Annotated in this window: 17 protein-coding genes; 14 read left to right on the top strand and 3 right to left on the bottom strand. The window is 60.8% G+C overall.

Going from position 1 to position 20354, the window contains the following annotated elements; all coding sequences use genetic code 11:
- The first annotated feature begins 26 nt into the window (after window positions 1-26).
- The 13 genes from O9H32_RS29195 (at window position 27) to O9H32_RS29135 (ending at window position 14944) form a co-directional block, all read left to right on the top strand.
- Window positions 27-593: a thioredoxin family protein gene (locus tag O9H32_RS29195; RefSeq protein WP_269869630.1), complete on the top strand. Its 567-nt coding sequence runs from the start codon at window positions 27-29 to the stop codon at window positions 591-593.
- Window positions 594-599: 6 nt separating this feature from the next.
- Complete coding sequence (locus tag O9H32_RS29190; protein ID WP_269869667.1) at window positions 600-1235, top strand: MBL fold metallo-hydrolase; 636 nt, start codon at window positions 600-602, stop codon at window positions 1233-1235.
- Window positions 1236-1489: 254 nt separating this feature from the next.
- Window positions 1490-1813, top strand: coding sequence for a hypothetical protein (locus tag O9H32_RS29185; RefSeq protein WP_269869629.1), 324 nt, complete (start codon window positions 1490-1492; stop codon window positions 1811-1813).
- A 338-nt stretch (window positions 1814-2151) separates the two neighbouring features.
- Complete coding sequence (locus tag O9H32_RS29180) at window positions 2152-2397, top strand: hypothetical protein (RefSeq protein WP_269869628.1); 246 nt, start codon at window positions 2152-2154, stop codon at window positions 2395-2397.
- A 350-nt stretch (window positions 2398-2747) separates the two neighbouring features.
- Window positions 2748-3518, top strand: a complete 771-nt coding sequence (locus O9H32_RS29175; protein ID WP_269869627.1) for an alpha/beta hydrolase — start codon at window positions 2748-2750, stop codon at window positions 3516-3518.
- 203 nt (window positions 3519-3721) lie between these two features.
- Entirely contained in the window at window positions 3722-5293 is a 1572-nt protein-coding gene (locus tag O9H32_RS29170; protein ID WP_269869626.1) for a response regulator, read from the top strand.
- Window positions 5294-5298: 5 nt separating this feature from the next.
- A complete protein-coding gene (locus tag O9H32_RS29165; RefSeq protein WP_269869625.1) occupies window positions 5299-7101 on the top strand; it encodes a cache domain-containing sensor histidine kinase in 1803 nt (600 codons plus the stop codon).
- Window positions 7102-7294: 193 nt separating this feature from the next.
- A complete protein-coding gene (locus O9H32_RS29160) occupies window positions 7295-8254 on the top strand; it encodes an ABC transporter permease (protein ID WP_269869666.1) in 960 nt (319 codons plus the stop codon).
- The gene (locus tag O9H32_RS29155) at window positions 8248-9108 is read left to right on the top strand and encodes a carbohydrate ABC transporter permease (RefSeq protein WP_269869624.1); all 861 of its coding nucleotides are present in this window, start codon (window positions 8248-8250) and stop codon (window positions 9106-9108) included. The genes O9H32_RS29160 and O9H32_RS29155 overlap by 7 nt, the downstream gene beginning before the upstream one ends.
- A 71-nt stretch (window positions 9109-9179) precedes the next feature.
- Window positions 9180-10709 (top strand): type 2 periplasmic-binding domain-containing protein, encoded by a 1530-nt coding sequence (locus tag O9H32_RS29150; RefSeq protein ID WP_269869623.1) that lies wholly within the window; start codon window positions 9180-9182, stop codon window positions 10707-10709.
- Between the two features lie 43 nt (window positions 10710-10752).
- On the top strand, window positions 10753-11565 hold the full coding sequence (locus tag O9H32_RS29145) for a phytanoyl-CoA dioxygenase family protein (protein WP_269869622.1): 813 nt from the start codon (window positions 10753-10755) through the stop codon (window positions 11563-11565).
- Window positions 11566-12131: 566 nt separating this feature from the next.
- Window positions 12132-14177, top strand: coding sequence for a glycosyl hydrolase family 18 protein (locus tag O9H32_RS29140; RefSeq protein WP_269869621.1), 2046 nt, complete (start codon window positions 12132-12134; stop codon window positions 14175-14177).
- A 215-nt stretch (window positions 14178-14392) separates the two neighbouring features.
- A complete protein-coding gene (locus O9H32_RS29135) occupies window positions 14393-14944 on the top strand; it encodes a DapH/DapD/GlmU-related protein (protein ID WP_269869620.1) in 552 nt (183 codons plus the stop codon).
- Between the two features lie 95 nt (window positions 14945-15039).
- On the opposite strand, the gene O9H32_RS29130 is transcribed toward O9H32_RS29135, so the two are convergent.
- The 3 genes from O9H32_RS29130 to O9H32_RS29120 all read right to left on the bottom strand — a co-directional run bounded on the left by O9H32_RS29130 (window position 15040) and on the right by O9H32_RS29120 (window position 18340).
- Window positions 15040-16446: an ABC transporter substrate-binding protein gene (locus O9H32_RS29130; protein ID WP_269869619.1), complete on the bottom strand. Its 1407-nt coding sequence runs from the start codon at window positions 16444-16446 to the stop codon at window positions 15040-15042.
- 110 nt (window positions 16447-16556) lie between these two features.
- Window positions 16557-17375: a carbohydrate ABC transporter permease gene (locus O9H32_RS29125; RefSeq protein ID WP_269869618.1), complete on the bottom strand. Its 819-nt coding sequence runs from the start codon at window positions 17373-17375 to the stop codon at window positions 16557-16559.
- Entirely contained in the window at window positions 17372-18340 is a 969-nt protein-coding gene (locus tag O9H32_RS29120; RefSeq protein ID WP_269869617.1) for a carbohydrate ABC transporter permease, read from the bottom strand. Before O9H32_RS29120 ends, O9H32_RS29125 begins: the two co-directional genes overlap by 4 nt.
- 238 nt (window positions 18341-18578) lie before the next feature.
- On the opposite strand from O9H32_RS29120, the gene O9H32_RS29115 reads away from it, so the two are divergent.
- Window positions 18579-20318 (top strand): serine/threonine protein kinase, encoded by a 1740-nt coding sequence (locus O9H32_RS29115; protein WP_269869616.1) that lies wholly within the window; start codon window positions 18579-18581, stop codon window positions 20316-20318.
- Window positions 20319-20354 lie beyond the last annotated feature (36 nt).

The raw sequence follows: 20354 nt of genomic DNA, 5'->3' as shown, positions 1-20354 counted from the left end.
CCGAGTTCCTAAGGAGGATGAAGAAGATGAGCACGAACCTGAGCAGCAAACTGCGCCAAGGCTTGTCCCCGCAGCAGTTCATGGACGGCATGACGAAGAACGAAGAGAAATTCAAAGAATGGTATGATGTCTTCTCCTGGGCAACCGAAGAGGATAAAGAATTCTTCGAGTCCCTGAACAACCGCGATGACCTTCGCTGCCTGATCCTGTGCGCCGACTGGTGCGGGGATGTGGTCCGCAACGTGCCGGCCGTGTTCCGCGCGCTCGAGATCTCGGGCATTCCGACGGAAGTGCTCATCAAGGAAGAGCATCCGGACGTGATGGCCCAGTTCTTGACCGGAGGCGGGGAAGCGATTCCGATCGTGATCTTCACGGACTTCAGCGGTCATGTGCTCGGGCACTGGGGCCCGCGCCCGGCTCACGTGCAGGCCGTCATGACGAAGTTCAAGGCGGAGAACCCGGACCGCGAGGCGGCGGATTACCAAGACAAGATCAAGGTCGCACGCGAAGAGATGGGCCGCCAGTATGGAGAGGGCGCCGGCTACCAGACCGTGATCGTCCGTGAGCTGCGCGATCTGCTCTCCTCGTTCTAATCCATGATGCAGACGAAGGAACTACACATCGAATCGTTCTCGCTCGGACCCCTGCAGACGAACGCCTACCTGCTTACGGTGCCCGGCGAGAATAAAGGGATCGTGATCGATCCCGGCATGAATCCTCAGCCGCTGCTGAAGCGTACGGCGAATCTGGAGATTGAAGCGATCCTGCTCACCCACGCGCACTTCGACCATATCGGCGGAGTGGATGAACTGCGCAAGCTGAAGGGCTGTCCTGTCTACCTGCATGATGCCGAGGCGGAATGGCTGACGAATCCGAAGCGCAACGGTTCCGTGAACTGGCCGGAGCTCGGCGGGCCGATCACGACAGAGCCCGCCGAGTACGCCCTGGCGGAAGGCATGAAGCTCGAACTGCTCGGTCTCCCCTTCCAGGTGTTGCATACGCCCGGACACTCGCCCGGCAGCGTCTCATTCCTTCACGGGAACCGGCTGTTCGGAGGGGACGTGCTCTTCAAGCTGTCGGTCGGCCGGACCGACCTGACCGGCGGCAGCGAGAACGAGCTCCTTCACTCGATCCACAGCAAGCTGTTCAAGCTGCCGGATGAGACCGTCGTGTACCCGGGGCATGGCCCCAAGACGACGATCGGTTACGAGAAAGAGCACAATCCTTACGTATAACCGCATACCGCAGGAAGAGCCGTCCCGGCAGGGACGGCTCTTTGCCCATTCATTTTCCGGGGGCACACCGGCGGGAGGGCATCTGTCTATTTTGCGGCAGGATGGGTGAATACCGTGTTCCGGGTGGGTGAACTCCCATAGACTGATGGTGTGCTAGAGGGGGAGTGCCTCCTCGATATCAAGCGCAGCACGGTACGGCTGCAGCGGGAATGACCCGCCCATGCAGGCCCGCGCCTTATTCCCGGAGGTGTCCTATGGAAAAATATCAACCGATCGCCATGCCGGCTCCGATGCCGACCCCGATGCCCGCCCCAATGCCAGCCCCGATGCCGAGCATGAAGATGCCCGCTCCGATGCCGAATATGATGCCGACGGCTACGGCACCGATCTCCATGCCGAAGCCGGTCCACTACGCGCCGGTCAACGTGAATGCGAAGTTCGAAGAAATCAATATTTATGCCCCGCCGAAGCCTCATTATCCTGTTCAAGGCGTGTGGAGCTCCGCAGGCTATATCCTGGTGCTGTATATTCTGCTCGTCATCATCCTGCGCAGCGGCAAATGCCACAAGTCCTGTTGATCCCCCGAAGGTGCAGGCCGCTGCCTCCGGCCGATACAGCCGAGCAGCTCCCGAAGTCCTGCACCAGGCTCCCTGCCGAAGGGCCGCAGATCATGCTGCCCTGAATTCACCGCCCGGCTGTTCGCAGGCCTTTTGCCGTGCGGAGCCGAAGCCGGGCCGCAGCACCGCCCGCAGCTGCCGGCAGGGAGCCCTTTTCGAAGGGTAGAGAGCGCTGCTCCATTACATAGACCGAGAAACTAGAAGGGGGCAGGGCAAGGGAAGGGCGCCTGCCTACACCATCCGGGCGCTAACCTGCATAGGATAGAGGAGAAGAACCTAGGCGAGGGGAGAGAAAGCCTGTGAGCAAATTACCTCTATTCATGCGCAGTGTCAACGAGAGCCTCGATGAGCTGATGGTGGCGATCGAGAAGGTGAACACGATCTGCCAGTCGGCGGAGCACATGTCCCCGGCCGTACGGCAGCTGGCGAAGCTGGTGGCGGAAGCCAAAGCCGCCGCCGGCAAGCCGGTAGGGCTGCATGAAGCGAAGCGGACGCCGGGCAAGCGGAGAAGGCGCCGAGGCCGCAGGAACGCCGGACGGGATTGACCCGCCGTCCGTAGGCTCCGTCTTCGGGGGTGCGCGGGCCCGGGCGGCATCCGGCAGGGCCTGTGCAAGCAGGAGGTCCCGCATGCCGGGCTCCCTCCGGTACCGGCGCGGGAAGGATGCGGCTGCGCCGGGCATGGAACCGGCTGCGGACGGCCTGGAGACGGGAGAGGGCCGCGAGGCTCCCTCGGCTCAAGGGACAAGCCCCGTACGGCGGGCCGGGAGGGGGAAAGGGACCGGGTCCCTATTGGCAGCGTTTTCCGGGCGGGCTATACTTGTAGCGGGGAAGGGCAGGCCCGAGGCGGGCATGGTAGCCCTCTCCCTAATCCGGCGGATAAAAGGAGCTGGCACTTTTGGCTTTTATCGATTGTCACTTTTTCTCGGACACCCTGGGTCTGTCCTCTTCCATGTATGTGATCCTTCCCCAAGCGGCTCAAGGCCAGATCGGGATGGATGCGGTCCGCAGGGACGGGCGCCATCCGGTGCTGTTCCTGCTGCACGGGCTGTCGGACGACCACACGATCTGGATGCGCCGCACTTCCATCGAGCGGTATGCGGCCTCTCTGGGCATCGCCGTGGTGATGCCCAGCGTACACCGCAGCTTCTACACGGATATGGCCCAGGGCGGGCGGTACTTCACATTCGTCAGCGAAGAGCTTCCGGCGCTGGCCCGTTCCTTCTTTCCGCTGGCGGAAGAGGCGGAGCGGACGTTCGTGGCCGGGCTGTCCATGGGCGGTTACGGCGCCATGAAGCTGGCGCTGGCCCATCCGGACCGCTTCGGGGCGGCAGCGAGCCTGTCGGGGGCGCTCGATGTGGAGGACTGCGCCCGGACGCTGCTGGAGCCGGAAGAGACGGCGAAGATCTTCGGTTCCGCGGATGCCATCCCCGGCAGCGGCAGCGACTTGTTCCATCTCGCGGACCGCTTGGCGGCATCCGGCGGACCCCGGCCGCAGCTGTACCTGTGCTGCGGCACGGAGGATTTTCTGTACGAGAGCAACCTGCGGTTCAGGGATCACTGCCGGGCTCAGGGCATCGCGCTCACATACGAAGAGGAGCCTGGGGCGCACGAATGGGGCTACTGGGACCGCAAGATACAGACGGTATTGAACTGGCTGCCGTTGTAATCCGGACCGGGGCGCCGGAGCAGGTACATCACCGAAGAGGAGGTCGGCCGGGGGAGGGAAGGGTGCTCGTCCGGCCGTCCTTCCCGAACGGCGGAATGCCGGGAGAGCAGGCCGGAGAGCATGGCGGCTGTTGTGGTATGGTGAGGGGATGAGATGAAGTTAGAATTGTAAGCGATTACATTAAGCTGGAGGGAGTACACCAGATGGAAAAGGAACTGCTGACCGTCCTGATTGCCGACGACGAAGAACCGCTCCGTCAGGAACTGCGGTCGTTCCCCTGGCTGCATTATGGCGCCGAGCTGGCGGGGGAGGCCGAGAACGGCGAGGAGGCTTTGGCGCTCTGCGCCCGGATTCGTCCGGATGTGATCGTCACCGACATTACGATGCCGCTGATGGACGGCTTGGAGCTGTCCCGGCGTGTCCGGGCAGGCGGATTCCATACCCAGGTGATCCTGCTCACCTGCCACAGCGAATTCGGTTATGCGCGGGAGGCGCTGAAGCTCGGGGCGCTCGAATACCTCGTCAAGGTGTCCCTGGACGAAGCGGATCTCGGCCAGGCGCTGGGGCGGGCCCGCGAAGCGATCCGGCTGGAGCGGGCCCGGCTTCGCAGCGAGGCTGAGCAGCGAAGAGCCGGATTGTCGCGCATCCTGGCCCGTGCGCTGAAGGAGCCGTCCTCCGGCGCGGAGCTCTCCTTGGCCGGAGACCCGAGCCCCGTCGGCTATCCGCTGTATGCCGCCCGGCTGCTGTGCTTGCCCGAAGCCGGCGACCGGATCCATGTGCTGCATGAGGTGCGTGAAGCCTTGGAGCAGGCTGCACAGCGTACGGGCGAGGAGGGCTGGCTCTTCGATTGGGTGCCGCATGGCGAGTCGGAGCTGCTGCTGTTCCTCGGCAGTCCGGGGCCCGGCCTGCCGCCGCATGGCGAGGCTGCCGCCTGGCTCCGGGAGCTGATCGCCCGGCTCGAGGCGCGAATCGAACGGGAGCTCCCGCAGCCGGGGAGCGGTGTCCGCTTCTTCGCGATGCTGAGGGGGCCGGCGGCCTCGGCGCGGGAGCTTCTGGCCGCTCTGCGGGAGACGGCGCCGATCGCCCTGCACTTCTTCTACGGGGAGGGCGATGGTGTGGTGCATGCGGAAGCGGCGCTTCCCCGGCCCGGCGGCCGCTTGCCGCAGGCTGCGGCGGATCTGCGTACCATGGAGGCTGGATGGCGCGAAGCGGCAGGAGTTCCGGGCAAGCTGCCATTGTTCCTCCGCGAGACTTGGCATCCTTGGGCGAGGAAGCTGGCGCTGGAGCCGGAGGAGCTGAAGCGCTGGGTGATCCGGCGCTGGGAAGAGACGGCGCCTCCGGACATGGAGCCGGCCGGGAAGGAGGGAATCCTGAGGCGGCTGGGCGCCTGCGCGTGCCTTACCGATCTGCTGGACCTGCTGATCCGCAGCGCGGAGGAAGCTGCCGGAAGCAGACCGAAGATCCGCAGGGAAGTGCAGCGGGCCATGGAGCTTATCCGCCGGGGGCTGGCAGAGCCGATCACACTCGGCTCAATTGCCCGGGATGTGGGCTTGAGCCCGTCCTACCTCAGCCGGTTGTTCCGTGAGGAAGCCGGCGAGCCGTTCAACGAGTACGTCACGAAGGTGCGGATCGAGCGGGCGGTGGAGCTGCTGCAGACTGCGCCCCTCAAAGTCTACGAGGTCGCTGAGCAGGTAGGCATCCCGAGCTACCGGTATTTCTCCCTTCTGTTCCGCAGCCGCACCGGCGTTTCGCCGACCGAATACAAGAGGGGGTGAACGGAATGCGGCGGAGAATCAGGGAATTCAGCCGGTGGAGCATGGCGCTCAAGCACTTTTTTTTTCTATTTACAAGCACTTCCATGCTCTTCGGCATCCTGGCCTGGACGAATCTGCGGGATGCCGAGAACTTGTTCCGGAGGCAGGTGCTGGGAGATGCCCAGATCATCATCGAGCGGACCAATCTGTATATGGACGTGTACCTCGACAGCGTGCAGAATATCCTGCTGCTGCTCTCCACCCGGCAGGATCTGCTGGCGGAGGGGGCGGAGGAGGAGGCCGTGAAGGTGCTCCGCCAATACGCCGAGAAGAACGGCTCCCTGTACAAAACCATGTATCTGGTCCGGGCCGACGGACAGGTGCTGACGAACGCACAGCTGAACTATGACATCATCGGCAACCCGTACCTGCAGCCACTGGCGGAGAAAGCCCGCACCTCTTACGGGCTGTTCATCAGCGAGCCTTACGATTCGCCGCTGTCTGGGCGGACGGCGGCCTTCGTGCTGCCTCTGGCGGGCCTGGACGGCGTCTTCCTGGGGACGGCCGTCGTCGAGACCGACCTCGTGAAGCTTACCTCCTCCCTCGCTTCCGTCATGAATTCGAGGAACCAGACGTTCGCCATCATTACGGGCAAGGGCGCCCCGGTGCATGCCTTCGATGCCGGACTGCCGATCAGCTCTTACCGGCTGCTTCCCTACGATACGGGGGTCTTCCCGCCGCAGCTTCCGGCGGACTTCCTGGGCAAGGTTACAGAGCTCCCCGTCGGCACGGCGGAGCTGGACGGCCCGGCAGGACGCCTGGTGGCCGTGAAGTCGGGGATGAACCGGCTCGGCTGGCATTTTATCGCTTTCTACGAGACGAGCTATTTCTACCAGAACATCCTCTCCCTCTACGACAACTACAAGGCCGCAGCCGCCGTATGGTTCGTGCTGCTCTTCCTCAGCTCCCTCTTTCTCAGCCGCTACATTACGAATCCTCTGCGTACTCTCGTCGCCAAAATGGACCGGGTGCGCGACATGGAGGTGCTGCCCAGCATCGCCGCCACGCGGGAGGACGAGATCGGGCGGCTGGCCCGAAGCTATAACGCCATGATGGAACGGATCCACGCGCTCGTACTCGAGATCAAGGAGGCGGAGAGAGCCAAGCGGCAGCTTACGCTGAAGATGCTGCAGAGCCAGATCGCCCCACATTTCCTGTACAACACGCTTGCGTGCATCTCGTCGCTCGCGAAGCAGCAGAAGGCCGAGGAGGTGCGCGAAACCGTCAAGGCCCTGGTGGGCCTGCTCTCCTTCTCGTTCGACAAGAGCACCGAGTTCGTCACACTGGAAGAAGAGCTCGAAGGGCTGCGTATGTACGCCTACATCCAGCAGGTACGGTATGGGGACAAATTCACGCTGGAGACCGAGGCGCTCCCGGAGACATTGGCCTGCGGCATGCTGAAGCTGACGCTGCAGCCGCTCGTGGAGAATGCGATCTTCCATGGACTAGCGCCCCTGAAGCGGAAGGGGCGCATCTCGCTGCGCACGAAGAAGGTGCGGGGGCGGCTCGTGATCCTACTGCGCGATGACGGGGCCGGGATGGACCCGGAACAGCTGCAAGGCCTCTTTGCGCAGCGGCATCAGGCACCGAGCAGGCACCGCTTCACCGGCATCGGCGTCATGAATGTGCAGGAGCGCATACGGCTGCATTACGGACCGGCATACGGCCTGCACGTGTTCAGCAGGCCGGGGCTGGGGACGCTGATCCGGATGGAGCTTCCCGCCGAGGCGCCGCCGCTGCCCGCACCGACGGCGTCCGGTGCTCCATAGGCGGGCCTCCAGAGGGATCCCATCGCCGCTGCAATCCTTTACTACAGCCCGTCCCTACCCGGCATGGGCATCCTCACAAGAATCCGTACATTTTTGGGGAATCCATGCATAACGCCTTACGGTAAGCGCTTGCTATACTGAAACCAACAGATTGAAAGCGCAAACAACGAATCCGGAAGAGGTGATCTCCCATATGGAACGGCCGATCGAGGGGAGCGCTCTCCCCCTGGCCCGCCAGAGCGTGTCCCGGCAGCTCGGCAGGCGCGTCTGGAGCTACCGGGCCTTCTATCTCATGCTGCTGCCCGGCGTCCTGTACTATCTCATTTTCCGCTATCTCCCGATGTACGGGGTGGTCATTGCCTTCAAGGACTTCAACATGCTCGAAGGCATCGTGGGCAGCGGCTGGGCGGACCCCTGGCACAAGCATTTTACCGCGTTCTTCCAGTCGCCTTACTTCTCCCAGCTGATGGTGAATACCCTGCTCATCTCCGTCTACAAGCTGGCGTTCGGTACCGTGCCGCCGATCCTCATGGCGCTTCTCCTGAACGAATGCCGGGTGAAGTGGTTTAAGGCTCTTGTACAAACGCTGGCGTACATGCCGCATTTTCTGTCCTGGGTCATTATCTATGGCATCCTCATCGCCTTCTTCTCCCAGAGCTCGGGACTTGTGAACCGGTGGCTCGAGGACCTTGGGGTTAGCTCCATCGGCTTCCTGACGTCGGTCGACTACTTCCGGGGCATCCTGGTCGGCTCGGAGATCTGGAAGGACCTCGGCTGGGGGGCGATCATCTACCTGGCGGCGATGACGTCGATCGATCCGACGCTGTATGAAGCGGCGAAGGTGGACGGGGCGGGCCGGCTGCGCATGATCTGGCACATCACACTGCCGGGAATCCGGAGCGTGATCATCCTGCTGCTCATTCTGAAGCTCGGCCACATCATGGATGCGGGCTTCGACCAGATCTATATCCTGTACAACATCCAGGTGTACCAGGTGGCGGATATTCTCGATACCTGGGTGTTCCGCACCGGTCTGCAGCAGCTCAACTTCAGTCTCGGCGCGGCCGTCGGGCTGTTCAAGTCGCTGATCGGCCTCGTGCTCGTACTGGGCTCCAATCATCTGTCGAAGAAGTGGGGGGAGGGCATATGGTAAAAAGCCTCGAAGACCGCCTGATGAACGCCGCCGTGCTGCTGATCCTCGGGCTTGCGGCCGCCGCCGCCGTGTTTCCGCTGATGTACGTCGTCTCCGTCTCCGTCACGCCGTTCTCCGAGGTGCTGAAGAACGGAGGGTTCATTCTCGTGCCCCGCAGCGTCACGTTCAGCGCCTACAAGCAGCTGTTCACCGAGACGGCGATTCCTCGGGCGTTTGCAGTCACGGTGTTCATCACCGTCGTGGGGACGCTGGTCAATCTCGTGCTTACCGCCTTGATGGCCTACCCGCTCAGCCGCAAGGGGCTGCCTGGCCGCAGCTTCTTTCTTCTCATGGTCGTCTTCACGATGCTGTTCAGCGGCGGGATCATCCCGACCTACCTGATCGTCAAGGCGCTGGGGCTGGTGGATTCCGTCTGGTCGATGATTCTGCCTAATGCGGTGTGGAGCTTCAATGTCCTGATTATGAAAAGCTTCTATGAGAACCTGCCCGAAGAGTTATTCGAGTCGGCCCGGATGGACGGGGCGAAGGAGTTCCGCATTCTGCTGCAGCTGGTGCTGCCGCTCTCGGTGCCCTCGATGCTCACCGTCGGCTTGTTCTATATGGTCGGGCACTGGAACGAGTTCTTCCAGGCGGTAATGTATGTGACGGACCGCTCCCTCTTCCCGCTGCAGGTCATCATCCGGGAGATCCTCATGATGACCCAGCAGCCGCTCGAGAATGCGGAGAATCTGCTGCCGACCGAGACCATGCAGATGGCCTCGGTCATTACGGCCAGCCTGCCGATCATTCTCGTGTATCCGTTTATCCAGAAGCATTTTACAAAAGGCATGCTCCTGGGCTCCGTGAAGGGTTGACGCTTCATGTTCCTATAGAAGGGCACCATGGGATGGGCTTTGGTGAATCTACGAAGAAAGCAGGGGGTACGATGGCGAAGCAACAGAGGGCAAGGCTTGCGGCGGTATTGGCGGCTGTGCTGACGGCGGGAGCAGTGCTTGCGGGCTGCGGCAGCGAGGATGCGGCGAAGGCGCCGGGAGGGGGCGCGTCCGCAGGGGACGGCAAGCCCGTCAAGCTGGATATCATCGAGACGGGCAGCGGTCTGCCGACACCCGACCAGGATATCATCAAGAGCGAGCTTGACCAAGCGCTGAAGACGGAGATCAATCTCACGGTGTATGCGTCGATGGACGATTACAAGAATCAGCTGAACGTGCGGATGGCCTCATCCAATTATCCGGATCTCTTCCTGGTCGACAAGCAGCAGCTGAAGCAGTTCTCCGAGCAGGGCCTGCTGCTTGATCTGGCGGCTCACAAGGATAAGCTCAAGGGGGCGCTGGACTTCATCGGCGAGGAGTCGGTGAAGAAGGGGACGCTGGGCGGCAAGCTGTATGCGATCGCGAAGTCGCCCCAGGTTCCCTATGACACCTATTGGGTGCGCAAGGACTGGCTCGACAAGCTGGGCTTGAAGGTGCCTTCTACACCGGAAGAGCTGCTCGAGTTATCGAAGGCGTTCAAGGAGAAGGATCCGGACGGCAACGGCAAGGCGGATACGTTCGGGCTGACGGGGAGCAAGCTGGGCGCCTTCAGTACCCTCTTCGGCGCTTACGGCATCGGCTTCGAAAGCACGTCTCCGAGTATCTACGTGAAGGACGGCAAGATGGTCAATGCCCTGTATGACGGGAAGATGAAGGATGCGCTCGCTTTTATCCGGGGGCTGGTGGCCACGGGCTCGGTCGATCCGGAGCTCCTCGCGAACTCCGGCCTGCAGCACCGCCAGAAGGCGATCAAAGGCGAGGCCGGTATCATCTACATCGACTGGCCGAATATGACCAAGGACCAGTTCGTGGAGCAGATGAAGGCCGTGTCGGCGAATGTGAACTGGGTGCAGGTCGGCGCGCTGAAGGGGCCGGGCGGAGCCTATGCAAGCGGCTGGGATACCGGCAAGACGGCCGGGCTGTACGCGATTCCGAAGGCGCTGGAGAAGAACCCGGAGAAGCTTCAGAAGGTGTTCGACCTTCTCAACTATGTCTCTTCGAAGGAAGGCTCCTATCTCGTGCAGTACGGCGTGAAGGGCAAGCATTATAACCTCGACGGGGAGAAGGTCGTCCCGACCGAGCTCATGGCCAAGGAAGGCGGCTACTTCTGGCTGTATCAGTTCACCGGCCGTCCGGAGCTCGAGTACCTCAGAGTAAAGTTCGAGAAGCAGGCGCCGTATATGGAATTTGCCTCGAAGCAGCCGAGAATCGATGCATATAATGGTTTCATCAACTATCCAGCGGGCTACAATGCTGCAGACGCCGACCGGTACATCGAGGAGGAGCTGTCGAAGTTCATTTACGGCAAACGGCCGCTGGAGGAGTACGATGCGTTCCTGAAGACGCTGGAGGGCTCCATGAATTACAAGGCATTCCTCACGGAATCGGAGAAGCGCCTCCGGGAGCTCGGGTATTTGAAGTAAGGAGGAGAGAGCATTCTATCCTTTCGAAGGAGGCATGAAGGGTATGGCACCCAAGAAGCTTGATATTCCAGCTTTGCAGCGGCAGTTTGAAGAAGAGGGCTATCTCCTGCTGAAGGGCGTTCTGACGCCGGAGAAGGTAGGGGCCCTGAACGCGGCGGTGGACGAGATCCTCGCCGGGGAGCCGGAGGCGCTGGCTTATAACCTCTACAACAGCGTGGAACGCCATGACGAGATCGCCTCGCTGATCGACGAGGAGACGGTGCTGCCGCTGATCGTGAATCTGCTCGGATTCAACATCCAGCTCCATATTTCGCACCTGACGATCCGCCGGCCGAATCCGCAGGATCTCCAGACGGATTCGCACAGCTTCATCAATTGGCATCAGGACGGACCGCACCCCCAGTTCCCGAAGAAGGACGGAGTCACATCCACGTACTATATCAAAACCTGCTACATCCTCAGCGACATGTCGGCACCGGACCGGGGGAACACCAAGATTATTCCGGGATCGCATAACCGTCCGTTCGAGCCCGAACATCAGAATGCGGATGGGGTGGTGCCGGGAGAGGTGCAAATTTGCGGCGAGCCCGGCGACGTATTCATCTTCGCGCAGAACCTGTGGCATGCAGGGGCACCGAACCGGTCCGAGCATACACGCCGGCAGCTCTTTCTCGGCTACAGCCCGATCTGGATGCGTCCGATCGATTACCACGCGGCGTCTCCCCGGCTGCTCGAAGGCGCTTCACCGTTCCGCCGCCAGCTCCTGGGCGCCATCGACGAGAATCCGTTCAAATATTATGTGCCAAGCGAAAGCATGGTTCCGCTCAAGATGCTGCTGGACGGCCCGGCAGTTTAATTTCAATCAAAAGCCTGAGAGAGGGCGGCCCGGCAGTATGGCAGCGACAATGGCATCGGCATGGGCCAGGTAACGAAGATTCTACTATGCCTTCGGCCCAAGAATGGAGTCGCTCCCCCCCGGGACCGGCTCTTCTTTTGCTTTAGAGGGGGAAGGACGACATATTTCATAGGGAGAAAAATAATTGACCATTGTTATGTTGTGCAGGGATCTCGGTTTGGAGAGATAGGGGGCGGAAGGGACGAATCACCGATAATCATGGATGCCGGGAAATGTCAGAATAACGAGTAATGGCACACATATGGGATTTATTTCTATTTAATGTGATTCTCTACGGGGACCGTTTTCTAAAATTTTGTTAAAATTTGTCCCCGCATTGGAGGATGTTATCCGTTACATTTTGAAGTCCGTTCCCTGATAATGGAACCAAGGAAGAGACAGGCACACTCCTTCGGGAGGCCGCTAGAAATGGGGTGAATTGAAAACGAAGGTAGGTTGTCACTCAGCCTGAACGGCCCGCATCGACCCGTACCATCCATCCGAACAGAGGAGTGTGTAATTTGAAGATGAAAAGAAAAACATGGAACATGGTTCTCACTACGGCCCTTCTGGCCTCGCTTGTTCCTGCAGCCGCTTTCGGTGCCGCTGCTTGGACTCCGGGTACCTCTTATAAAACCGGCGACCTGGCAGACTATGCAGGCGCAACGTATCAAGTGCTACAGCCTCATACCGCCCAAGTAGGCTGGGAGCCTGCCAACGTACCTGCCCTCTGGAAGAAAGTAGACGGCGGCGGCGGAACAACCGATACCCAGGCGCCAAGCACACCGGCCAGCCTGGCATCGCCTTCCAAGACCTCCACTTCCGTTTCCCTGACTTGGTCGGCTTCGACAGACAACGTAGGCGTAACCGGCTACGATGTGTATCGCGGCACGACGCTGGCGGGTACGGCGACAGGCACGAGCTTCACGGTCAGCGGCCTGACGGCCAATACGGCCTACTCGTTCACCGTCAAAGCCAAAGACGCGGCCGGCAACGTGTCTCCGGCAAGCAATGTGCTGTCGGTTACGACAAGCCCCGCTTCTACTACGCCGGACACCCAGGCGCCAAGCGTGCCTGCAGGTCTCAAGGCCTCCAACATCACGAACAATTCCGTCTCGCTGTCCTGGACGGCTTCGACGGACAATGTGGGCGTAACCGGTTATGACGTCTACCGTGGCACGGCCTTGGCCGGTACCGCAACGGGTACGACGTTCACGGCCAGCGGCCTGACTGCCGGTACGGCCTACTCCTTCACCGTCAAAGCGAAAGATGCAGCCGGCAACGTTTCCGCAGCCAGCAGCGCTGTATCCGCTACGACATTGCCTTCCACAGGCGGCGGCAACAACGGCAGCTACAAAATCGTAACGTACTACCCGGCTTGGGCGGTATACGCACGTAACTTCAAAGTGCCGGATATCGATGCAAGCAAGATTACGCATATCAACTATGCATTCGCCGATATCTGCTGGAACGGCAAGCACGGCAATCCGGATCCTTCCAGCCCGAACCCGCAGACATGGGCTTGTGCCGACGAAACAGGCAACATCAACGTGCCGAACGGTACGATCGTACAAGGCGATCCTTGGGCCGACACGGGCATGTCCTACCCTGGCGACACGTGGGACGAGAAAATCAAAGGCAGCTTTAAGCAGCTCATCAAGCTGAAGCAAGCCAACCCGCACCTCAAAACGATTATCTCCGTTGGCGGCTGGTCCTGGTCGAACCGCTTCTCCGACGTGGCAGCAGATCCGGCAACCCGCACTACCTTTGCCAAATCGGCTGTAGACTTCCTGCGCAAGTATCAATTCGACGGCGTGGATCTGGACTGGGAATACCCTGTAGGCGGCGGTCTGGCGGGCAACTCGGTACGTCCTGCCGACAAGCAGAACTATACGCTGCTGCTCCAAACGATCCGTGCCGAGCTGGACAAAGCCGGCGCAGCTGACGGCAAGACGTATCTTCTGACGATCGCTTCGGGTGCAGGTCCTACGTATGTAGCCAACACGGAACTCGGCAAGATCTCCCAGACGCTGGACTGGATCAACATCATGACGTACGACTTCCATGGCGGTTGGGATCCAAAAGCCGGCCAGAACGCTCCGCTGTACTTCGATCCGGCTGATCCTAGCGTAGATCCGGTCAACTTCAACGTGGATAAAGCGATTGCCAACCATTTGAATGCCGGCGTCGCTCCATCGAAGCTCGTAATGGGTCTGCCATACTATGGTCGCGGCATGCAGGGCTGCGCTAACGTGAACGGCGGCCTGTACCAGGCTTGCTCCGGCGTAGCGGCCAAAGGAACATGGGAGAACGGCTCGTTCGACTTCTATGATCTCGAAGCGAACTACATCAACAAGAACGGCTACACCCGCTACTGGAATAACGTGACGAAGACGCCTTACCTCTACAACCCGTCCGGCGGCATCTTCATCTCCTACGACGATGCACAATCCATGACCGAGAAAGTCAACTACATCAAGAGCAAAGGTCTTGGCGGCGCCATGTCTTGGGAAGTAACGCAGGACCGTAACAAAACGCTCCAAACGCTTGTGAAAAACGGTCTCAATCCTTAAGCTATCATTCACGGTCATACGCCAATCATCCGAAACCTCCGTCCCTCCAGGGACGGAGGTTTTTGCTTGAACTAACTCCCGGAGGGCGTACTCCATTCCACCGGTTCATCGACCAAAATTAGGGGGGAAGCCAGGCTGGGAATGGAAGGGAATGGGAGGGGGGGAGTCGAAAGTAAGGAGGTACGTTATTCTAACGCAGGGAGGAAATCTGCAGTATGTCCATCATCCGTAAGGTCGCAGCAAGGACGAAAGGGTATTTGTCGTTTGGTGGAGGCCACGGGGGATTGGCTGAGATGCCCCGGATTCGAGGCAAGGTATATGTCAATCGCACCGGAGAACTGCGTATCGGGAAGGGGCTCTCCATTATTGCCAAGCCTTGGGCTGTGCAGTTGACGGTAGTGAAAGGGGCAAAGCTTACAATCGGTGACAATGTACTTATTAACGCTGGAGTTGGAATCGCTTCCAATTTGGAGGTGTCGATTGGGAACCATGTGAAGATCGGTCCGCGAACCAGTATCTTCGACAGCCAGTATCATCCGCTGGACAGCAGAGATACCGGGGATATGTGCAGGCCCGTCCGGATCGGTGACAACGTGTGGATCGGCACCGGCTGTCTCATCCTGCCGGGTGTAAGCATCGGCCGTAATTCGGTCGTCGCGGCAGGAAGCACGGTGACCCGGGATGTGCCGGAGAATGTGGTCGTAGGGGGCGTGCCCGCGAGAATCATCAAGGAGCTGCATATGGAACCGGGTTGGATACGCTCGTAAGGCGAAGAGCGAGGCTGCACGGTGTGAATAAGAGAAAGAGGCCGCCAAGCCCCCCGGAAGGAGGGGACAAGGCAGCCCTTATATAGAGAGCGGTATTATTTCGCTGTGGTTTTGTTATACTCGGCGATTTTGGACGAGATTTCTTTGGCCGCTGCGTCGAGCGCTTCCTTCGGCGCTTTTTTGCCGGCCAGCACTTCTTCGATCGCTCCTTCGGTCAGCTGGCGGGCCTGCGGGAAGATCCCCATCACGGCCCCTTGGGTGGCCAGGTTGGCTTTGGTTTGGTGCAGCTGGTCTACAGCGGTTTGGAACTGAGGATATTTCGTGAGGTTATCCTTCACGAGCTGCTCGTCATAGGCTTTCTTCGTGATCGGGAAGTAGCCCGTGTTCACGTGCCAGTAGGCCTGCTGCTTCGGATCGGCGAGGAACTTGATGAACGCCCAGGCGCCCTTCTGCTCGGCTTCCGACTTGTTGTTCATAATGTAGTTGGATGCGCCGCCTACGATGACGCCTCCGTCTTTAGCACCGGGTGGCTTCGGCAGGAAGCCGGTACCGACTTGGAATTTGCCTTCGGCTGCCGATACGATCCCCCGGAGGGAGGCGGTGGAATCGAGTGTCATGGCGATTTGGCCGGCGGAAAAAGCTTTCTTCGTGTCGTCGGTCTTGCGGCCGAGGTTGATCATCGACTTGTCGTCGATCATGCCCTTCCACCACGTCAGCGTCTTCACCCCGGCGTCGCTGGCAAGCAGCGATTCGGTCGCCGGGCTGGTGCGTCCGTTGCCGTTGTTGAGCAGCTCGGCGCCTTGATTGGCGAAGAACTGCTCCATGAACCAGCCGTAGATGGCGAACGAGGCGCCGGCATTGCTGCCCTTTGTCAGCTTTTTGGCGGCATCGGCGACTTCCTCATACGTAGCCGGCGGCTTTTCGGGATCGAGGCCTGCGGCTTTGAACAGATCCTTGTTGTAGTAGAGTATCGGATTGGATGTATTGAACGGCATGGAGTACAGCTTGCCGTCGACCTTGTAGTAGTTCAGGATGTTCTCTTCGAGCTGCGAGACATCGTACTTGTCCGCATCGATGAACTGCTGCATCGGCGTGATCGCCTTGGAGTCGATCATGAAGCGGGAGCCGATCTCATAGACTTGAATCAGCGTAGGGCCGCTCTTGGAGTCCATGGACGCTTTCAGTTTGTTCAGGCTCTCGTCATACGTGCCCTGGAATACGGCTTCGACTTCAACGTCCTTCTGGGAGGCGTTGAAGTCCGCCACGAGCTTGTCCACCGCTTTGCCGAGCTCCCCGCCCATGGCATGCCAGTAGACGACTTTAACCGGACCTTCTTTTTTTGGGGCTTCTTTGCCGCTCTCCGCGGTACCGCTGGCCGCCGGCTTGCTGTCTCCTGCCGCCGTACCGCCGCTGCCGTTTCCTCCGCAGGCTGCCGTGAAGGTCATGGTGAGAGCTAGAGGCAGAATAATCGACAGGTGCTTTTTGGATTTGCTTTGAAGCATGGGGGTGATCGCTCCCTTTTTAATTTAGGTTTTTTTGTATGTATAGCGAGGCCTTGGAGGCACTCACGCTATGCCGGTAGGCTGGAGGATCCGGGTCCGCCGCGGCTGGCTTAGCCTTTGACGGCGCCGGCCGTCATGCCGCGGACGAGCTGTTTGAGACCAAGCAGGAGCAGAAGAAGCGAAGGCAGGAGTACCAGCACGACGCCGGCCAGCACGAGGTTCCATGAGGTCATTTCCTCGAACTGCAGCATGGAGATGCCAATCTGCACGGTGCGCAGCTTCTCATCGTTGGTGACAAGCAGAGGCCAGAGATACATATTCCAGTGATTGAGGAACGAGTATACGCCAAGTGTGGCCAAGGCAGGCTTCGAGAGCGGCAGGACGATCCTCAGGAAAATGTAGCCGTGTCCGCACCCGTCGATCCGGGCCGCCTCGAAGAGCTCGCGGGGCAGCTGCAGGAAGAACTGGCGGAGGAGGAACACGCCGAAGGCGGACGCCAGGAACGGGACGATCAGCGCCTGGTAGGAATCGAGCCAATCCCAGCTCTTCACCGTCAAGTAATTGGGGATGACAGTCACTTCCCACGGGATCATCATGGTAGAGAGGAAGAGGCCGAACAGCAGGCTTTTTCCGGCAAAATGGAGGTAGGAGAACGCATAAGCCGCCATGCTGCCTGTGACCAGCTGCCCGAGCATGATCGCCAGGGAAACCGTGAAGCTGTTGACGATAAAACGGCCCACCGGAATCAAATCGAGCACGCCTCTGAAATTATCGAGATAGAGGGAGCCCGGCAGCGCCTTGGGAGGATAACTGATCGCTTCCCCGGCCGTCATGAACGAGACGGACAGCGCGTAGAACAGCGGGTACAGCACAGCGGCAGCACCCAAGAACAGCAGTGAGTAGACTGCGGTTTTTTGGAGGAGTGTCATTGATAATGCACCTTCTTTTCCACTACGCGGAATTGGATGAAAGTCAGGACCAGAATGATGGCGAACAGGATCAACGCCTGTGCGCTGCCGGTACCGAAGCGATAGTTCACGAACGCTTCTTGGTATATGTTCACCACTACGACATCCGTACTGCCGAGCGGCCCTCCGCGGGGATACAGAATATGGAATTGTCCGAACGACTGGAAGGCCCCGATGACCGATACGATTCCGCTGAAGAACAAGGTGGGAGAGAGGAGCGGCAGCGTAAGAAGGACGAACGTACGGATGGGTCCGGAGCCGTCGATCTTGGCACTGTCATAGATCTCTTCCGAGATACCCTGCAGCCCGCTGAGCAGGACGATATAGGTGAATCCGAGGTTCATCCACACCGTCATCAGAGCTACGGCATAGAGGGCCCAGTCCGGGTCGGTGAGCCAGTGGACGGGGGCCCATCCGATGAGGCTCAGCGCGTAGTTCAAGGTACCGAGCGTCGGATGGAACAGCATCATCCAGATCACGGAGCCGGTGCCTACAGAGATGGCGACAGGCAGCGAGAAGATAAACTGGAAGGCCTTCATGCCGCGAAGCTTGTTATGCGACAGGGCGGCGAGCAGCAGTGCCAGAGCTATGCCGGTGGGGACGGTCAGCAGGGTGAAGGACAATGTAACCTTCAAGCTCTGATAGAACTTCTCCGAGGTGAACAGCTCGGTGAAGTTATCGAGACCGGCATAGGCGGCGATGCGCCCCCGGGGGTCTGTCAGATGGAGGGAGAGGTAGACCGATTTCAGCAGCGGATAGAACAGGAAGACCGCGAACAGCACTAGGGAGGGAGCGAGGAAGCTGTAGGCCAGCAGATGCTCCTTCAGAGCTGCGCTGCGCAGGGTGCGGCGTCCGGCGCGGACGTGCGTGCTGCTGCGCCCGCTCGTTTTGGGATGGGGATGGAGATGATCTGGCACAGTAGACATGGGGACTCCCCTTTCGGACGGTTGTAGGACTTGCTCAGTATAAAGTCCGCTTGTTATCCGGGGGTTAAAAAGAAGTGAAGAATTTGTATAGGGTGCGGGGCGGTTTACAAAATCGCTAAAATTCCCTCTTGCCACTTTGGAAAATATATGATAATTTATAACACATAACCAATCGCGTGCGGAAGAACCGCCTTATTGAATGCTCCTGAGAGGAGTGTTCGGTAAGGCGGATTTTTGTATGCTGATAAAGAAGGCTGGGCTGAAAGCCATGAATGGATATCCGCAGGGATTGGCGCCGGGCGATGTGCTGGGCGGACGCTACCGGGTGATCCGGGGACTGGGCAGCGGAGGGATGAGCGCCGTGCTGCTGGCCGAGGATCTCAAGCTGCAAGGAAAGTATTGGGCTATTAAGGAGAGCTGGGCCGGATGGCCCGGAGAAGCCGGGGAGATTCCCGCGGAAGAAGTCATGCGCCGCCGCATCGTGAAGGCCGAGGCGGCCATCATGAGCCGGCTCAGCCATCCGAATCTTCCGGATATTGTGGATGCGATGGCTCCCGACGAGCGGGGGTTCTTGTATCTGGTTATGGATTACATCGAAGGCGATACGCTCCAGCAGCGCTTTGAGCGGCAGGGGCGCCGTGTCGGCGAGGAGGAGGTGGCGGAATGGGCGCGGCAGCTGTGCGGGCTGCTGGATTATCTGCATTCGCTGCGGCCCGAGCCGCTCATCCACCGGGATCTGAAGCCGTCGAATCTGATGATCGACGGCAACGGACGCCTCCGGCTGATCGACTTCGGTACGGCGCGTAGCTTTAAGCCCCAGCAGTCCGCAGATACGGTCTGCCTCGGTACGATTGGCTTTGCGGCGCCGGAGCAGCTTGAGGGCCGCCAGAGCGATGCGCACACCGACCTCTACGGTCTCGGCGCGCTGATGTACTACCTGCTCAGCGGCGGCCGCTATTACCGGCCCGGCCCTGAGGCCGAGGCGGCCCTGCCGGCGGGCCTGGCCCCGCTCGTGCTGGCGCTGCTGCGGGCCCGCCCGGCGGAGCGCTTCGCCTCCGCCCGCGAGGCCGGTGCGGCGCTGCACCGCTGGCTCGCCGAGCGGCGTCCGGCCCTGCCGGCCGCAGCGGCTGCGCCGCAGGGAGCGGCCGCCTGGGCGCCGCCGCTCGTCGTGGCGGTCGGCGCCCTGTACCCGGGCGCCGGCGCTACCTTCGCCGCGCTGGCCATCGCGCGGCTGCTCCACGATCTCGGCGTCCCGCACGCCCTGATCGAACCGCCGACCCCGCGCACGGAGCTGCAGGCGCTCCTCTTCGCGGAGAAGAATGCGCCTGCCGCGTACCGGTGCTACAACGCGCCGGGCGAGGGAGGCTTCCGGCCCCACGAGCGGCCTTGGACGGACGGCCACACGCTGTGGCTGCCCGCCGAGGACCCGGCGCCGGCCGGCGGCGCACCGAACCCGGCCGGCGAGGCGTTCGACGCCGCCGCCTGGCTGAAGCTCTTCCACGCGGTGCGGCGGCCGGTGCTCATCGCCGACATCGGATCGCAGTGGGAGCATCCCGCGGTGCGGGAGCTGCTCGAGACCGCAACCGATGTCGTCTGCACGGCGGACCCGCTCGTGTACAAGCTCGAGCTGCCCGCCGCCCGGCGGTGCCTGCGGCAGCTGGACGACTGGGCATCGCCCGGCCGGCGGGTGCACGGCTTCGCGAACCGCTGCCCCGAGGGCAGCGAGGAGTGGCTCCGCGTGCTGCCGCTGAAGCCGGTGTGCCGTCTGCCGGTCGTGGACTTCGCAGCCGTCGCGGGCGCCGCTTGGCGCGGCCAGCTGCCTCACGAGGCGCCGGCCGTGCGGACAGCGCTCCGCCGGGCGATGACGCCTTGGCTGAGCTCGTGGCTGCCGGAGGGGCTTACGGCTCCCACGGGTCGCGGGCTATGGCATCCGCAGGCCCGCTTCGGCGGCGGCTGGCTGCAGAAGCTCTTTTTCTAGGTGGATGTTCTTTATTGAGAACAAGCGTGAGATCTC

Source organism: Paenibacillus caseinilyticus (genome assembly GCF_027533645.1).
GTDB lineage: Bacteria > Bacillota > Bacilli > Paenibacillales > NBRC-103111 > Paenibacillus_G > Paenibacillus_G caseinilyticus.
The sequence above is the reverse complement of the archived record's forward strand: the minus strand, read 5'-3'. Positions and strand labels throughout refer to the sequence as shown.

What these genes read in the sequence shown, in the direction of transcription:
- O9H32_RS29195 (WP_269869630.1), top strand. Translation starts at nt 27, where the DNA reads ATGAGCACGAACCTGAGCAGCAAACTGCGCCAAGGCTTGTCCCCGCAG.
- O9H32_RS29190 (WP_269869667.1), top strand. Translation starts at nt 600, where the DNA reads ATGCAGACGAAGGAACTACACATCGAATCGTTCTCGCTCGGACCCCTG.
- O9H32_RS29185 (WP_269869629.1), top strand. Translation starts at nt 1,490, where the DNA reads ATGGAAAAATATCAACCGATCGCCATGCCGGCTCCGATGCCGACCCCG.
- O9H32_RS29170 (WP_269869626.1), top strand. Translation starts at nt 3,722, where the DNA reads ATGGAAAAGGAACTGCTGACCGTCCTGATTGCCGACGACGAAGAACCG.
- O9H32_RS29165 (WP_269869625.1), top strand. Translation starts at nt 5,299, where the DNA reads ATGCGGCGGAGAATCAGGGAATTCAGCCGGTGGAGCATGGCGCTCAAG.
- O9H32_RS29160 (WP_269869666.1), top strand. Translation starts at nt 7,295, where the DNA reads ATGGAACGGCCGATCGAGGGGAGCGCTCTCCCCCTGGCCCGCCAGAGC.
- O9H32_RS29155 (WP_269869624.1), top strand. Translation starts at nt 8,248, where the DNA reads ATGGTAAAAAGCCTCGAAGACCGCCTGATGAACGCCGCCGTGCTGCTG.
- O9H32_RS29150 (WP_269869623.1), top strand. Translation starts at nt 9,180, where the DNA reads ATGGCGAAGCAACAGAGGGCAAGGCTTGCGGCGGTATTGGCGGCTGTG.
- O9H32_RS29145 (WP_269869622.1), top strand. Translation starts at nt 10,753, where the DNA reads ATGGCACCCAAGAAGCTTGATATTCCAGCTTTGCAGCGGCAGTTTGAA.
- O9H32_RS29140 (WP_269869621.1), top strand. Translation starts at nt 12,132, where the DNA reads ATGAAAAGAAAAACATGGAACATGGTTCTCACTACGGCCCTTCTGGCC.
- O9H32_RS29135 (WP_269869620.1), top strand. Translation starts at nt 14,393, where the DNA reads ATGTCCATCATCCGTAAGGTCGCAGCAAGGACGAAAGGGTATTTGTCG.
- O9H32_RS29130 (WP_269869619.1), bottom strand. Translation starts at nt 16,446, where the DNA reads ATGCTTCAAAGCAAATCCAAAAAGCACCTGTCGATTATTCTGCCTCTA.
- O9H32_RS29125 (WP_269869618.1), bottom strand. Translation starts at nt 17,375, where the DNA reads ATGACACTCCTCCAAAAAACCGCAGTCTACTCACTGCTGTTCTTGGGT.
- O9H32_RS29120 (WP_269869617.1), bottom strand. Translation starts at nt 18,340, where the DNA reads ATGTCTACTGTGCCAGATCATCTCCATCCCCATCCCAAAACGAGCGGG.
- O9H32_RS29115 (WP_269869616.1), top strand. Translation starts at nt 18,579, where the DNA reads ATGCTGATAAAGAAGGCTGGGCTGAAAGCCATGAATGGATATCCGCAG.